The sequence below is a fragment of the Streptomyces sp. NPDC034049 genome (assembly GCF_055575575.1).
Genome location: NZ_JBVISJ010000016.1, coordinates 136,348 through 152,110 on the forward strand (window position 1 = coordinate 136,348; position 15,763 = coordinate 152,110).

Sequence of the window (15,763 nt, forward strand, 5' to 3'; positions counted from 1 at the left end):
CGCAGCACTCCCTGCACCACCCGGTGCCTCGACCCGTGCACCGGGTCCTTCGTACGGCCGCTCGTCCACGCGGCCGCAGCAAAGGAGTTCGCGTGAGATCCACCCCCCACAGACGCACCACGGCCACAGCCGCCCTCGTGGTCGCGGCGGCGGTACTCGCCGTCGCCGTCCCGGGCGCCCCCGCGATCGCGCGTGGTGACGGCGGCGAAGGCACCGTCCGTCCCGCGGCGGCCCGGGCGGACCGCGGGGCACTCCCCGCCCAGCTCACCCCCGCCCAGCGGGCAACCCTCGTCCGGCAGGCCGAGAAGGCCACGGACCGGACCGCGGACCGCCTGGACCTCGGCAGCCAGGAGGAGTTGCGGGTCCGCGACGTCGTCAAGGACGCCGACGGCACCGTGCACACCCGCTACGAGCGCACCTACGCCGGTCTGCCCGTGCTCGGCGGCGACCTGGTCGTCCACGCCGCCAAGTCCGGTGCGGTCGAGAGCGTCACCCGGGCCTACAAGCCCGAGTTGAAGGTGTCGGACCTCAGTCCCGAGGTCAGCCGGGCCACCGCCGAGAAGCAGGCGCTCAAGGCGGCGAAGGAGGAGGGGTCCACCAAGACCGCTCCGGACAGCAGCCGCAAGGTCGTCTGGGCCGCGAAGGGCACGCCGACCCTCGCCTACGAGACCGTCGTCAGCGGCTTCCAGCACGACGACACGCCCAGCGAGTTGCACGTCGTCACCGACGCGCAGACCGGGAAGAAGCTGTACGAGTACGAGGCCGTGCACACCGGCACGGGCAACACCCGCTACAGCGGCACGGTCACCCTCGGCACCAGCCAGTCCGGTTCGTCGTACACGCTGACCGACGCGGACCGCGGCAACCACCGCACGTACAACCTGAACCGGGGCTCCTCCGGCACCGGCACGCTGTTCAGCGGCGCCGACGACGTCTGGGGCGACGGCACCACCGCCGACCTGGAGACGGCTGGCGCGGACGCCCACTACGGCGCCGCGCTGACCTGGGACTACTACAAGAACGTGCACGGCCGCAACGGTCTGCGCAACGACGGCGTCGCGCCGTACAGCCGGGTGCACTACGGCAACAACTACGTCAACGCGTTCTGGCAGGACTCCTGCTTCTGCATGACGTACGGCGACGGGTCGGGCAACGCCAACCCGCTCACCTCCATCGACGTGGCCGCGCACGAGATGACCCACGGTTTGACCTCGGTCACCGCGGGCCTCAACTACAGCGGTGAGTCGGGCGGGTTGAACGAGGCGACCTCAGACATCTTCGCCGCCGCCGTGGAGTTCGCCGCGGGCAACTCCGACGACGTCGGGGACTACCTCGTCGGCGAGAAGATCGACATCAACGGCGACGGCACGCCACTGCGGTACATGGACAAGCCCAGCAAGGACGGCTCCTCGCGCGACTACTGGTCCTCCACGCTCGGCAACGTCGACGTCCACTACTCCTCGGGCCCGGCCAACCACTGGTACTACCTGGCCTCCGAGGGCAGCGGCGCCAAGGTCGTCAACGGTGTCTCCTACGACTCGCCGACCTTCGACGGGCTGCCGGTGACCCCGATAGGCCGGGACGCGGCCGAGAAGATCTGGTTCCGGGCGCTCACCACGTACATGACGTCCACGACCAACTACGCGGGCGCCCGCACCGCCACCCTCCAGGCCGCCGCCGACCTGTACGGGCTCGGCTCGGTGACCTACAACGACACCGCCAACGCCTGGGCCGCGATCAACGTCGGCTCGCGGATCCTCGACGGCGTGACGGTCGTCCCGCCGGCCGCCCAGTACTCCCTGGTCGGCCAGTCGGTCACGCTCGACGTCCAGGCGTCCTCCACCAACCCCGGCGCCCTGTCGTACGCGGCCACCGGGCTGCCGGCCGGGCTGTCCCTCGACGCCGCCACGGGCCGGATCTCCGGCAGCCCGACCGCGGCCGGCACCTCGACGGTGACGGTCACCGTGACGGACGCGGCCGGCGAGACCGGCACGGCGAGCTTCGCCTGGCGCGTGGACGAGGAGGGGAACCAGTCGGTGTTCGAGAACACCGCCGACTACCAGATCCCCGACAACTCCACCGTGGAGTCCCCGATCAACGTCAACCGGGCCGGAGCGGCGCCCAGCACGCTCACCGTGGACGTGAACATCGTCCACACCTGGCGCGGTGACCTGGTCGTGGACCTCGTGGCCCCGGACGGCACGGCGTACCGGCTGAAGAACTCCTCGTCCGCCGACTCGGCGGACGACGTGATCGCGACGTACGCGGTGGACGCCTCCTCGGAGACGGCCGCCGGCACCTGGAAGCTGCGGGTGCAGGACGTCGCCAGCCTCGACACCGGCTACATCAACAGCTGGAAGCTGACGTTCTGACGAACCGTCAACTCTCCTCCCGCTGAAGCGGGTCAGCTGCCGAGCGGTCGGTCCCTCCCCGTCGGGACCGGCCGCTTCGCCGTGTCCCCCTCCGCGTCGATGTGCGGCATCACCTTGTCCAGCCAGTGCGGGGTCCACCAGGCGTGGCGGCCCAGCAGGGTCATCACCGCGGGCACCATGAGCAGGCGGACGACCGTGGCGTCGATGAGGACGCTGACGGCGAGCCCCAGCCCCAGCATCTTGACCACGATGTTGTCGCTGACGATGAACGCGGCGAAGACACTGACCATGATCAGGGCGGCGCAGGTGATGACCCGGGCGGTGATCTCCAGCGCGTGGGCCACGGAGGCGCGGGCGTCGCCGGTGCGCGTCCATGCCTCGTGGACGCGGGAGAGCAGGAAGATCTCGTAGTCCATGCTGAGGCCGAAGATGATGGCGAACATCATCATCGGGACGTAGCTCTCGATGGGCACCTTGCCGTTGACGCCCAGGGCGGGCCCGCCCCAGCCCCACTGGAAGACGGCGACGACGACGCCGTAGGAGGCCGCGATCGAGAGCACGTTGAGGACCGCGGCCTTCACCGCGACCAGGAGGCCGCGGAAGACGGCGAGGATGATCAGGAAGGCGAGGGCGACCACCACGGCGATGATGACGGGCAGCCGGCTCGCCACGATGTCACGGAAGTCGACCTGGGAGGCCGTGGTCCCGGTGACGTACCCCTCGGCCGCGGTCCCGGAGACCGAGGCGGGAAGGGTGTCGTCGACGAGACGGTTGGTCAGGTCCGTGGTGTCGGCGCTCTGCGGGGACTTCTCGGAGTAGACCGTGCCGACCAGGACGTCCCCGTCCTGGGTGGGGGTCAGCGGGGTGACCGCGTGGGCCCCCTCCACCGCGTCCAGGTTCTTCTGCGCGGTGCTCTGCAGGCTCTGACGGTCCGAGGACGGCACCGAGGTCTGGTCGATGACGACCGTGAGCGGACCGTTGGAGCCCGGCCCGAAGGCGTCCGTCATCAGGTCGTAGGCGCGGCGGTCGGTGAAGGAGGTGGGGTCGGCGCCGTCGCCGATGTGGCCGAGCTGGATGGAGAAGAGGGGGATGGCGAGGATCGCGACGGCCGTGACACCGGCCGCCAGGAACCGCCACGGATGGTGCTCCACACGTTGGGCGTAACGGTGCCAGGTGCCGGTGATCTCCTCACCCGTCTCCGCGCCGGTCTCGGCGACGGGCTTGCGGAGGTGATAGCGGTCGATGCGCCGGCCGATGAGACCGAGCAGGGCCGGGACCAGCGTGAGCGCGCCGATGATCGCGGAGACGACGGTCACGGCGGCGGCGAGCCCGAGCTTGCCGATGAAGCTCACCCCGGACGCGTACAGCCCGGCGAGGGCGACGACCACCGTGCAGCCGGAGACGAGGACGGCGTGGCCACTGGTCGAGGCGGCGCGGCCCGCCGCCCGTACCGGGTCGTCGCCGTCCATGAGGTTCTGCCGGTGACGGGTGATCAGGAACAGGGCATAGTCGATGCCGACGCCGAGCCCGATCATCGTCGCCAGGGTCGGTGAGACGGTCGCGAAGGTGAACGCGGCGGCCAGCAGACCGAGACAGGCGAGTCCGCCGACGACGCTCAGCAGCGCGGTCACCAGGGGGAGTCCGGCGGCAATGACACTGCCGAAGCCGATCAGCAGGACGACGATCGCGACCGCGAAGCCGATCAGCTCGCTCACCCGGTCGTCGGCGGCGGGACGGGCCAGTTCGCCGAGCGGTCCGCCGTACTCGACGTCGGCGCCCGCGGAGCGCAGCGGCTGGACCGAGTCGTCCACGCCGTCGAGATAGCCGTCCCCGAGGGTCGAGGGCTGCACGTCGAAGCGGATCGTGATGTACGCCGTCTTCTGGTCGGAGGACAGGGGGCCGACGTTCGGCTGCTGCGACTGCCCCGACGACTGCGACGACTGGCCGGAGGGCGCGGTCAGCGGGTTCTGCACCGACAGCACGTGCGGCAGTCTCTGCAGGTCGTCGACCGTCTGCGACATCTGGGAGCCGAGCGAGGTGAGGGCCTTGTCCGCGTCGTGCAGGACGATCTGGCTGCCGTAGCCGCCGGCCGCCGGGTCGTGCTTTTTCAGCACGTCCAGGCCCTTCTGGGACTGCACGCCCGGGAGGGAGAAGTTGTCGGAGTAGTCTCCGCCGTAGGACCGGTTCAGTACCTGCACGGCCGCGAGGGCGACCAGCCAGGCCACGATCACGATCACGAAGTGCCGGGCGCACCACTCCCCGAGTCGCCGCAGCGGGCCCCCGGCGTCCTCGGTCTCGCCCTTCCCAGCGGTACGGCGTGAGCGCATCGTCTCTCCCACGGAAGCGATCTCCGGCCCTCATTACACGCCGCTCCCGGGGGCCCGGCACCTCAGGAGAGAGACGCTCCCCCGGTTGGCGGCCCCGGCTTGACGGGCGGACGATGAGGGGGGTGGGACGGAACGGAAGGAGCCGTCATGCTGGAGATCAAGTCGGTCGAGAAGCCGGACGAGCGGCGCGACTTCCCTCGGGGCCACCTCGAGGCCGTGCACCTCACCGGGCTCGACTTCGCCGTGGCCGTCTTCGAGCCGGGCTGGCGCTGGTCGGAGTCCGTCGGCCCCATCGCGGGCACGGAGAGCTGCCAGGTCCACCACAACGGGTATGTGGTCCAGGGCCGTATGCAGATCCGGATGGACGACGGTGGTGAAGGCGAGGTCGGACCGGGCGACACCTTCGTGTGTCCGCCGGGGCACGACGCGTGGGTCGTGGGCGACGAGCAGTGCGTGCTGTACGACTTCGCCGGCCAGATGGCCAAGGACTACGCGAAGGCGAAGGGCGACTGAGCCGATTCCGGGTGCGAGAGGGAGCGGAGGCGGGGCGTGCCGTGCCCCGCCTCCGTCCACGCCCGCCGCGCGGGCTCACCCGCGCAGCCGCACACCCGCACACCTGTCGGACCGCGCCTCGCCCGCCCTAGATACCGTCGGACTCCCGCAGGTTGTCGAGGGTCGCGTTCGTGTCGTTCTTGAGCCAGTCCACGACGTCGTCCACGTCCGGCATGGTCACGCTGTCGTAGCTGGAGCCGTAGGCGCTCCACCGCATCTCGTACGTCATCCAGCCGTCGCGCACCGCGAGGGTGGCCGACCGGCTGCCGCTGGTGTCGTCGCCCGAGGTGGTGTCCTCGGTGATGAGGTACGCCTCGTCCCCGAAGCCGTCGAGCTTCTCGACCTCGTAGTCGTCGTAGCGCTGGTCGTACTCGGACCACAGGGCGGTGAACTCGGGGCCGGGGTCGGTCTTCTTGTGCAGGTCCATCTGGACCGAGAAGTACGCGTCCGACAGGGTGGACGACGAGGATTCCTTGAGGGAGATGCTGCAGTAGCTCTGGTCGAGGGCCGCGTGCTTCAGGGAGTTGTTGACGGGGGCGTCGTCCTCCTCCGGGTACTCGGTCTTGAAGGACGAGTAGTCCACCGACGGGCAGATGTCCGACTTGGCCCGGTAGCCGCGCAGGTCGGCCTCGGCATCGCCCTTGCCGAGCAGGAACACCCCGCCCGCCCAGGCGGCCGAGGCCACCGCCGCGCCGACCAGCGCCCACAGCACGGCGCGTCCGCCGGCCCCCTTGGCGGGCGGTGCCCCGAGGGGCGGATAGCCGCCCGGCGGGTAGCCACCGGGCGGGTAACCACCCGGCGGCTGCCCGTAGGGGTTGGCCTGGGTGGTCACGGGGGCGGCCGGAGGGCCGTAGCCGACCGGGGGCTGGGGGTTCGGGGCCGGGGACTGCGGATTCGGGTACGGGTAGGCGCTCGGCACGGCCGCCTGCGTGGGGGCGTGCGGCTGGGCCTGGGCCGGCTGGGCGGGTATCTCGGCCTGGGTGGGTGTCTGTGGCGGGGCCTGCCCGGGCGGGGGCACCGACGGGGACGCGGACGGCTGGTCCTGCGGCTGTGGCTGGGCCGGCGCACCCTCGGGGCGTTCGGTCATCGGGGTCTCCTCGGTCGTGGCGGACGGGGTGCGGCGGCGGAGCCGGATCGCCCCGCGGGTCCGCGGGGCGGGGTGGCGTGACGGCGTGGTCGAAGGCGTGGAGGAGGGATACCCACGGCCGGATCCCCTCCATGCGGCCTCGCCGGTCCCGGCCGCACCTGAAGATCCGAGCCTCGCAGAAGCCCTCCGGCGCGGTCGTCCGTAGAACTACGCACCCTGGTTACGGAACCTGGCGCCCCGGCCGGGGCGGGTCCCGGCACGGCGGTCGTCCTGGGGCGGGCGCCCGCGCCCGGTGCTTTCATGGGAGGCATGACCAGCAGAAGTGTCGTCGTCGAGCGACGGGTGGCCGCTTCCCAGGGCCGGGTGTGGGAGGCCCTGACGGACCTCGGCGGCATGGATCGGATGCTCAGCGGTGTCACGAGGGTCGAGGTCCTCACGGACGGGGGCTTCGGAGTGGGCACGCGGTGGCGGGAGACCCGTCGGATGTTCGGCAAGGACGCCACCGAGGAGATGTGGGTGACCGTCAGCGAGCCGCCCGAGCGCTATGTGGTGGAGGCCGAGTCGCACGGCTCCCGCTATGTCTCGGAGTGGGTGCTGCGGGCCGACGGGCCGGGGTCGACGACGATCCTGATGACGTTCTCCGCCCGGCCGACCGGCTCCGTCGCGGGTCTGCTCGCCCGGGTCATGGGTCCGGTGGGTGCTCGAGCCGTGCGCAAGGCCATCGCGAAGGACCTGGACGAGGTCGCCGGGTGGGTGGAGGGCCGCAGGGGCTGAGCCCCCGCGGCCCTCCGGTCACCGTGGCCGGGCGCCCGTCAGGAGTTCAGTCCGTAGCCCGAGGTCACATAGGCGCACTCCGTGTAGATGTAGCCGGACTCCAGCTTGGCCGTGTCGGAGGCGGCGCTGGAGGCGTTGTCGCCCTTCGGCTTGTGCAGGAAGTACGTGGTGCCGACCGGCAGGCTGATCGTGCGCTGCGGGTACTTGTCGTTGCCGCTGCACGGCTTGAAGGTGGAGACCAGGGTGCTGCTCCAGGCGTAGCTGGTGCAGGTGCCGCATCCCTTGAGGGTGAAGGTGCCGGTCACCGGGCCGGTGTACATGACCTGGATCTCGTCGGGGCTGTCGTTCTTGACCGTGACGGAGATGCTGCCGCCGGTCCGGGTGGTGGGCAGCTTCTTGCCCGCGGCGGGGACCTCCTGCGCGATCTCGGCGGCGATCGCTATCTTCTTGGCGCGCGGCGCGTTCTTGTGCTTCTTGTTGGCGTCGACGAAGTCGTTCATCGACGTCACCGCCTCGGCGAACTCGCCGTCCTTGTACTGGTCCACACCGCAGGTGTAGACCCCGGCGGAGGCGGAGTCCTCGGCCTTCTTCGATGCGGCGGCGAGGGCGTCGGCCACCCCGGCCTTCTCTCCCGGCAACGCCTTGACCTGGGAGCCGAGCGTCTCCAGCCGGTCCACGGCGGTGCACGGGTCGTCGCCGCCGACGGCCTTGACCGCCTTGTCGACGGCCGCCTCGACGTCGGGTTCGACCTTCGCCGCCTGGTCGGAGTCGGGGAACGTGGTGAGGAGGTCGCTGAACTGGTCCTGCCAGCCCTCGGTGTTGCCCGCCAGGCTCTCCGAGGCGCACTCGTACAGCGAGGTGGCGAGACGGTCGTCGGGCCAGGCCGCCAGCGAGCCGAGGTCCTGCTCGCTCACGGTCTTCGGGACCGTCCGCAGGTATTCGAGGGGAGCGACCGCGTCGCAGTACCGCTGCTCCTCGTAGGGGGCGCCGACCGTCGTGTAGAAGGTCTTCAGCCGGTCCGGGACCTTCTCGGCGGCCCGGGAGTCGGGGTGGTCGGTGCTGAGGTCGTCGTAGGCGGAGAGCGCCCTGCGGTACTCGGACTGGGTCGTCGAGAAGGACTCCCCCGAGGCCTTGTCCACGAGTGCGTCGGCCTTCTCCAGCCGGTCCAGGAGCATCTCCTCGACGGCTTCCTTCCGCGCGGTCTCGTACAGCAGACCGCCCGCGACCGGTACGGCCAGGAGGAGGACGCCGAGCGCGATGGCGAGCGGGGACTTCGCGGGCCACACCAGGCGGTTGCGCAGGCCGAGGAAGGCGCCGTGGGCCGCGGCGAGGAGGAGGAAGAGGACGTAGACGGTGAGGGTGGTGCCCGAGACGCCGTCAGGGTCGGCCGGCAGGACCGAGAAGAGCAGCAGGCCGGTGGCGGCCCAGCACAGCAGCGTCAGGAGCGGGCGGCGCATCAGCGCGTAGCCGAGCCCCAGTCCGCTGAGGTTCAGCAGGCCCACCCCGACGGCCCGCCAGCCGTCCGCGGGGCCGGGGGGTGGTGCCGACGGCATCGGCGGCACGACGTAGCTGTGACTCCACCCGTCCTGGTCTCTTACACCGTACTGATCCCCGGACATCTCGGATCCCCCCGTCAACTCCACCCGCATGCTTACGAATTGTCAGTGTACGGCCGAAACTAGATGCCGCGACAGGTGATTCTCGGGCGCAGGCGGAGATCGATTTCACTTCGTGACCACCGCCCGAGAGGTGGCGCGAAAGCATCGGTCGCACCGCCGGTCGGTGCGTGCAACGTACAGGCCTCACAGCTGGTTGACGCACCCGGGTCAGCTTCCGGTTCGCCCGGCGGGCGACGGATTCCCCGCCGCCGGGGCGGGATCGGCGGCGCGGCGGGCGGGGGACGCCCGGGCGAGGATCACGGCAGCCGCCGTACCGGTCGTGAGGACACTCGGGGTCCCCGTCGAGCACCATGCGTCCCGCGCCGGCCTGCACCAGCATGGCGTTCACCGAGTGGCCGACGACGTCGTGCGACTCCCGCGCGATGCGCACCCGTTCGGCGACGACCGTCTCGCGGCGCAGCGACCGCCGCAGTTCCTCCGTCTCCCTGCGGCGGGCCGTGGGCCGGCACCCCGGGCGGCACGAGGAGCGCCCCGAGCACGGCCCTGCGAGGAATCGCGTACAGGCCCAGCGAGTGGACGCCGATGAGGTTCGCGACCGGCGTCCACTGGCCGGGGCCCATGGGCCCACCCACAGGGCCTCGCCGACGAGCCCCGCCGTGCCCACCACGTACCCGGCGAGCGGACCGCGCGCCGCCATGCTCCGCCCGCCCCGTCAGCTGATGCAGGAGCAAGTCCCGCTCAGGCTGACAAGGTTGGCGGAGCATGGACATCGCATCCGGTCGGCGTAGGGGTCAGTGGTTCCCGCGCCTGACCCGGCGCAGCAGTACGACACCGGCGAGCACGGCCACGCCGCCGATCATCGCGGGCCACAGCTGCGAACCGGTCTCGGCGAGGCTGCCGCTCGCCGAGCCGGACCCCTGTGCGCCGGGCTGCCCGGCGGCCGACGGCACGTTCGCCGCGGGTGTCTGCCCGGGGGCCGCGTTCGCGTCGTCGCCGGTGCCGGTGCCGTTCACGTCCTTGCCCCCGTCGGCGTCAGCTGCGGAGTCGGCGGGGTTGCCGCGCTGGGTCGCCTTCACCGAGCCCAGAACCTGGGGTTCCTTGTCACCGCCCTTGTCCGTTTCGTCGACCTGGTCGCCCTGGTCGTCCCCGCCGCCGGGTGCCTGGGCGGTCTCGGTGGGCTCGGCCGCGTTCTCGTCCTGATCCTGGTCACCGCCATCGCCTTGACCGTTGCCCGGCTGCTCCTGGCCCTGGCCCTGGCCCTGGCCCTGGCCATCGTCTTGTCCCTGACCGTCACCCTGACCCTGGCCCGGGTCCTGCCCCTGGTCGTCACCCTGGCCGCCGCCGCCATTGCCCTGGTCGCCGCCGAGGTCCGCCGCGTCGCACTCGCGCCCGTCGTTGATGCAGTCCACCATCGCCCGCATCAGGTCCTCGTCGAAGACGTTGATGAAGTCGCCGTGGTCGGTGCCGGGCTTGTGGAGCTGCTCGGGGAAGGAGTCCACGGCGAACAGCGGCGTCGTACGGCCGCCGTCCTGGAGGCTCGGGGCGTCGACGTCGTAGACGATGCGCTGGACCAGCTGCGGGATGGCCTTGAACCCGGCCGCGCAGCCGCCGTCCGCCGCGGCGAAGGCCACGTGGGTGCGGTGGTTGGCGCTGTCGATGTTGCGGCCGTCCCAGCAGCTCTGGAACTTGAACGTGCGGACGACGTCGCTGCCGGAGGGGCACAGCGGGTACTTGTCCTTCAACTGCCGGTCCTCGAAGCCGGTGCAGCTCCAGGACGCGTTGGCGTTGACCGGGCCGTTGACGAAGGCCTTGGCGTCACCGGTGATGATGCGCAGCAGCCGCGGCATCTCCACGACCTCGCCCCGCGGGCTGCCGACGAAGGTCATCGTGACGTCCTTGGGCGTCACGATCTCGCCGGCGTTGCCCTCGATGCCGCCGCCGGGCGAGTCGGCGTCCTGCTCGGCGGTGCCGTTCTGCAGTCGGATCACGGGCCAGAAGTACGACGACCTGTCGCCCTGGTTCTCACAGCTGGTGTCGGCGGCGGCGAGGTCCTCGTCACTGGCGAACGCGCTGTTGCCCTGGTTGCCGACGTAGTCGTGGAAGTGGTGGGCGCCGTTGGAGACACCGGGGGCGACGATGACGTTGTCGGAGTTGAACACGCCATTGGCGTTCACCCCGCAATCGGTGCTGAAGGACCCGGTGGAGCCGTTCCCCCCGCCCCGGTTCCCGGCGTTCGGCTGGACGGACCTGATGTCGGCGTAGTCCGCGGCCACCGGCCCGTTGCCGGCCTGCCCGCCGTTGCCCTGCTGCCCCTGACCGCCCTGCTGCTCGCCCTGGCCGTCCTGGTCTCCCTGGTTCTGGTCGCCGTCGCCGTTCTGACCGTCGTCGTTCTGGCCGTCGCCGTTCTGGCCGTCGCCGTTCTGACCGTCGTCGTTCTGGCCGTCGCCGTTCTGGCCGTCGCCGTTCTGCTCTCCGCCGTTCGGACCGCCGTCCTGACCGGCGTTCTGGTTCTCGGCGGGACGCAGTTCACAGGCGGCGAGGGAGTCGAGCCCCTCGGGGCGGTCCCCCACGCGGTCGATGGCGATCGCGATCCGCTCGATCGTGGCCGCCCGCTTCTCCTCGAGCGGGTTCATGATCGCGTCCTCGGCGAAGCCGCCGTCCTGCTGCTGGGCCCGGCCGGAGTTCTGCAGCCGCTGGTAGGCCTCGGCTATCTGCTGGTCCAGGGCGGCGAGTTCCCTGTCGACGCCCTCCCGTGCCCCCTCGGGCACCTCCGTGAGCCCGCTGCCGACGTCCGGGCAGTCGATCGTGCCGGCCGCGGAGCCGACCTGTTCGACCCAGTCGTCGGGCGCACCGTGCTCGGTGGCCGACGCGTAGACATTGACGGCCACGAGACCGCCTCCGCCCAAGATCAGCGCGATCGCGGCGGAAGTCGCGCGCCGTGCTCCGGATGGGCGTCTGCGCCTGGTGGTGCGTCCCACGGATAGCTCCTACAACGTCGTGGCCGGGTCCGGGCATAAAAAACCCCAGCCTTATACGGATCCGGACCCCGATGTGTTCAAACGTCTCGCAGATTCACAGGAATCCGACAGGTAGCAGGGCATCACACATGGTCAAAGCGGTAGCAAGCGCTCTCGCGGCCGAGCCGCCGACGGCCTCGGCCGGGACCGCGCACGACCCCCTCTCGCCTCTGGGCGCGGGGCAGTGTAGACATGGGCACATGGTCCGTCTCCTGGGTCGATCTCGCTCTCAGTCGACCCGCCGTCCCCAGAGCCGGCCTGCGCAGGGCCGGGACGACCGTGCCCGGCGGGTGCCGCACGGATCGGACGGCGGCGCAAGTCGGGAGCCGGGGCACGGCTGGGGCCCGCTTTCGGGGCTGCGCGCGGCGCTGAGCGGGCGCAGTGTCGCCGGGCAGGTGTTCCTGCTTCAGGTCGTGATCGTGCTGGTACTGGTCGTGTCGGCCGTGGTGGCGCTGGTCCTCCAGGTGCGGCACGACAGCTCCAAGGAGGCGCACAACCGTTCACTCGCCGTGGCGGAGACCTTCGCCAACGCGCCGGGGACCCGGGAGGCGCTGAGCGCCCCCGATCCGACGGAGGTGCTCCAGCCGCGGGCCGAGGCCGCCCGGGTGCAGTCCCAGGTGGACTTCATCGTCGTGATGAGCACCGACGGGATCCGCTACACCCATCCGAAGCCGGACCGCATCGGCAAGAAGTTCGTCGGCACCATCGAGCCCGCGCTGAAGGGCGAGTCCTTCACCGAGGAGGTGAACGGCACCCTCGGCCCGCTGGTCCAGGCCGTGGTGCCGGTCAAGGATCCCGACGGCAAGGTGGTGGGCCTGGTGTCGGCCGGGATCACCACCGAGAACGTGGGCGGGGTCGCCGAGCAGCAGTTGCCTCTCGTGCTGGCCGCCGCGGCGGCGGCCCTCGCCCTCGCCACGGCGGGCACGGCGCTGGTCAGCAAGCGGCTGCTGCGGCAGACCCACGGGCTCGGCCCGTCGGAGATGACCCGCATGTACGAGCACCACGACGCGGTGCTGCACGCCGTACGGGAGGGCGTGATCATCGTCGGCGGCGGGGGCCGGCTGCTGCTCGCCAACGACGAGGCGCACCGGCTGCTGGACCTGCCCGCGGACGCCGAGGGGCGGGACGTCCACTCCCTGGGCCTCGAAGCGCCCATGGCGGACCTGCTGTCCTCGGGCCGGGTCGCCAACGACGAGGTGCACCTGGTGGGCGACCGGTTGCTGGCGGTCAACCAGCGGCCCACCGATCTCCAGGGCGCGCCCTCCGGCAGTGTCGCCACGCTCCGCGACTCCACGGAGCTGCGCGCCCTCTCGGGCCGCGCGGAGGCCGCCCGGGAGCGGCTGAGGCTGCTCTACGACGCCGGGGTGGGCGTGGGCACCGGCCTGGACGTGACCCGTACCGCCGAGGAACTGGCGGAGGTGGCGGTCCCCCGGTTCGCGGACTTCGTCACCGTGGACCTGGCCCCGGCGGCGCTCAGCGGCGACGAGCCCGAGACGGCCACCACACTGCGCCGTACGGCGTGCAGCGGGATCCGCGAGGACGCGCCGCTGTACAAGGTGGGCGAGCGGATCGACCTGGTCCCCTCCTCGCCGCAGGCCCGCAGTATCGACAGCGGCAGCTCGACCCTCGTGGCCGACCTCAGCCGGGCGCCCGGCTGGCGGGCCCAGGACCTCGAACGGTCCGCCCAGGTCGTCGAGTACGGCATCCACTCGCTGATCACCGTGCCGTTGCGGGTGGGTCAGCTGGTGATGGGGGTCGCCAACTTCTGGCGTTCGGAGAAGCCCGAGCCGTTCGACCAGGAGGAGCTGGCGCTCGCCGAGGAGCTGGTGGCCCGCGCGGCGGTCTCCATCGACAACGCGCGCCGCTACACCCGCGAGCACACGATGGCCGAGACACTGCAACGCAGCCTGTTGCCGCGCCATCTGCCCGAGCAGAGCGCCCTGGACGTCGCCTACCGCTATCTCCCCGCGCAGGCCGGGGTGGGCGGCGACTGGTTCGACGTCCTGCCGCTGTCCGGCACCCGGGTCGCCGTCGTCGTGGGCGACGTGGTCGGTCACGGTCTGCACGCGGCGGCCACGATGGGCCGGCTGCGCACGGCGGTCCACAACTTCACCGCGCTGGACCTGCCGCCGGACGAGATCCTGGGACTGCTGGACGAGATGGTCAGCCGGATCGACCAGGACGAGGCGGTCCTCGACGGCAACGCCCCGATCACCGGGGCGACATGCCTGTACGCGATCTACGACCCGGTCTCGCGGCGCTGCACCGTCGCCCGCGCCGGCCATCCGCCGCTCGCGGTGGCCCGGCCCGACGGCACGGTCGACTTCCCCGAGGTGCCGGCCGGTCCGCCGCTCGGTCTCGGCGGACTGCCCTTCGAGACGGCCGAGCTGGACCTCGCCGAGGGCAGCCGCATCGTGCTGTACACCGACGGTCTCGTCGAGGACCGGGAGCGGGACATCGACGACGGACTCGAACTGCTGCGCACCGCGCTGACGGGCGCCGACACCTCACCGCAGGGCACCTGCGAGGCCGTCCTCGACGCGCTGCCGCCGAGCCGGGCGAGCGACGACATCGCGCTGATCGTCGCCCGCACCCGGGCGCTGGACACGGGCCGGGTCGTCGAGTGGGAGGTGCCCGGCGACCCGGCCGCGGTCCGCCGGGCGCGCTCCGACGCCACCCGGCAGCTGGCCGAGTGGGGCCTGGAGGAGCTGGAGTTCACCACCGAGCTGATCCTCAGCGAACTGGTCACCAACGCCATCCGGTACGGCGGCGGCCCCATCCGGGTCCGTCTGATCCACGACCGGCAGCTGATCTGCGAGGTCACCGACGGCAGTCACACCTCGCCCCATCTGCGGTACGCCGCCACGACCGACGAGGGTGGCCGGGGCCTGTATCTGATCGCCCAGCTCACCCAGCGCTGGGGCACCCGCTACTCCCCCACCGGCAAGACGATCTGGACCGAACAGGCGCTGCCCTGACGGCCGTCGGTAGGACCCGTCCCCGAGGACCCCGAGGGCTCCGAAGGACACGGCACCCAACGCACAAGGAGAGACCGAGGCATGCGTATCGGACTGCTCGGAACCGGACCGTGGGCCGAGATGACCTACGCCCCCGCGCTGAGCGCGCACCAGGAGCTGGACTTCGCAGGGGTGTGGGGCAGGCGCCCGGAGGCGGCCGAGGAACTGGCCGGCCGGCACGGCGGGCTGCCCGTGTACAAGGACGTCGACGCCCTGTTCGCGGACGTGGACGCGGTCGCCGTGGCCCTGCCGCCGTCCGTCCAGGCGCCGCTCGCGGTGCGCGCGGCGCGGGCGGGCTGTCACCTGCTGCTCGACAAGCCGCTGTCGACCGACGTCGAGCAGGGGCGGGCCGTCGTCCGGGCGGTCGAGGAGAGCGGGGTCGCCTCGGTCGTGTTCTTCACCGCCCGGTTCCAGACCGCGATCGACGCGTGGATCACCGAACAGGCCGCCCGTGACGACTGGTTCACGGGCCGGGCGGAGTGGTTCGGGTCGCTGTTCGACGACGAGAGCGGCAGCCCCTTCGCGGACTCGCCGTGGCGGCGGGAGAAGGGCGGTCTGTGGGACGTGGGCCCGCACGCCCTGTCCGTGCTGCTGCCGGTCCTCGGGGACGTGGAGAAGGTGGCCGCCGCCGTGCGCGGGCCGAGGGACACGGTGCATCTGGTGCTTCTGCACACCGGTGGGGCGTCGAGCACGCTCACCCTCAGCCTCACCGCCCCGCCCGCGGCCTCCGGCGCCACGGTCGAGCTGCGCGGCCGGGCCGGGACGACCGTACTGCCCACGACCGACGAGGGGGCCGTACCGGCTCTCGTGCGGGCGGGGGACGCGCTGTCGGCGGCGGCCCGTAGTGGTCGTCCGCATCCGTGCGACGCCGCGTTCGCGTTGCGTGTGACGGAGCTGCTGGCCACCGCGGAAGGGCAGTTGACCGGCTGACCCGTCCGACTCGCGGGCTCACGTTCGAGTTTGCGTTCGACCGGTGCCGGACATCGTCCGGTGGCGGG

At 71.6% G+C, this 15,763-nt stretch carries 9 protein-coding genes and 1 pseudogene; 5 read left to right on the forward strand and 5 right to left on the reverse strand.

Features of this window, described 5'->3' with window-relative positions:
- The first annotated feature begins 92 nt into the window (after nt 1-92).
- Nucleotides 93-2,372 carry a M4 family metallopeptidase gene (locus tag ACZ52C_RS34770; protein WP_469078529.1) on the forward strand — a complete coding sequence of 760 codons (2,280 nt, stop codon included), beginning with the start codon at nt 93-95 and terminating at the stop codon, nt 2,370-2,372.
- Between the two features lie 32 nt (nt 2,373-2,404).
- On the opposite strand, the gene ACZ52C_RS34775 is transcribed toward ACZ52C_RS34770, so the two are convergent.
- The gene (locus ACZ52C_RS34775; protein WP_469078530.1) at nt 2,405-4,699 is read right to left on the reverse strand and encodes an MMPL family transporter; all 2,295 of its coding nucleotides are present in this window, start codon (nt 4,697-4,699) and stop codon (nt 2,405-2,407) included.
- A gap of 147 nt (nt 4,700-4,846) precedes the next feature.
- Here ACZ52C_RS34775 and ACZ52C_RS34780 point away from each other — a divergent pair, with 147 nt between their 5' ends.
- Nucleotides 4,847-5,212, forward strand: coding sequence for a cupin domain-containing protein (locus tag ACZ52C_RS34780; RefSeq protein ID WP_045560188.1), 366 nt, complete (start codon nt 4,847-4,849; stop codon nt 5,210-5,212).
- 127 nt (nt 5,213-5,339) lie between these two features.
- Here ACZ52C_RS34780 and ACZ52C_RS34785 read toward each other — a convergent pair whose 3' ends face one another.
- On the reverse strand, nt 5,340-6,338 hold the full coding sequence (locus ACZ52C_RS34785) for a hypothetical protein (RefSeq protein ID WP_469078531.1): 999 nt from the start codon (nt 6,336-6,338) through the stop codon (nt 5,340-5,342).
- A 309-nt stretch (nt 6,339-6,647) separates the two neighbouring features.
- Here ACZ52C_RS34785 and ACZ52C_RS34790 point away from each other — a divergent pair, with 309 nt between their 5' ends.
- Entirely contained in the window at nt 6,648-7,112 is a 465-nt protein-coding gene (locus tag ACZ52C_RS34790) for an SRPBCC family protein (RefSeq protein WP_469078532.1), read from the forward strand.
- A 38-nt stretch (nt 7,113-7,150) separates the two neighbouring features.
- Here ACZ52C_RS34790 and ACZ52C_RS34795 read toward each other — a convergent pair whose 3' ends face one another.
- The 3 genes and pseudogenes from ACZ52C_RS34795 to ACZ52C_RS34805 form a co-directional block, all read right to left on the reverse strand.
- Entirely contained in the window at nt 7,151-8,665 is a 1,515-nt protein-coding gene (locus ACZ52C_RS34795; RefSeq protein WP_469078533.1) for a hypothetical protein, read from the reverse strand.
- A 406-nt stretch (nt 8,666-9,071) separates the two neighbouring features.
- A pseudogene (locus tag ACZ52C_RS34800) lies at nt 9,072-9,428 on the reverse strand (histidine kinase dimerization/phosphoacceptor domain-containing protein); the annotation flags it as partial.
- Between the two features lie 94 nt (nt 9,429-9,522).
- Nucleotides 9,523-11,619, reverse strand: coding sequence for a DUF1996 domain-containing protein (locus ACZ52C_RS34805; RefSeq protein ID WP_469078534.1), 2,097 nt, complete (start codon nt 11,617-11,619; stop codon nt 9,523-9,525).
- Nucleotides 11,620-11,948: 329 nt separating this feature from the next.
- Between ACZ52C_RS34805 and ACZ52C_RS34810 the strand changes: the two genes are divergently transcribed.
- Entirely contained in the window at nt 11,949-14,726 is a 2,778-nt protein-coding gene (locus ACZ52C_RS34810) for a SpoIIE family protein phosphatase (RefSeq protein ID WP_469078535.1), read from the forward strand.
- Nucleotides 14,727-14,807: 81 nt separating this feature from the next.
- The gene (locus ACZ52C_RS34815) at nt 14,808-15,695 is read left to right on the forward strand and encodes a Gfo/Idh/MocA family protein (protein WP_469078536.1); all 888 of its coding nucleotides are present in this window, start codon (nt 14,808-14,810) and stop codon (nt 15,693-15,695) included.
- The last annotated feature ends 68 nt before the right edge of the window (nt 15,696-15,763 follow it).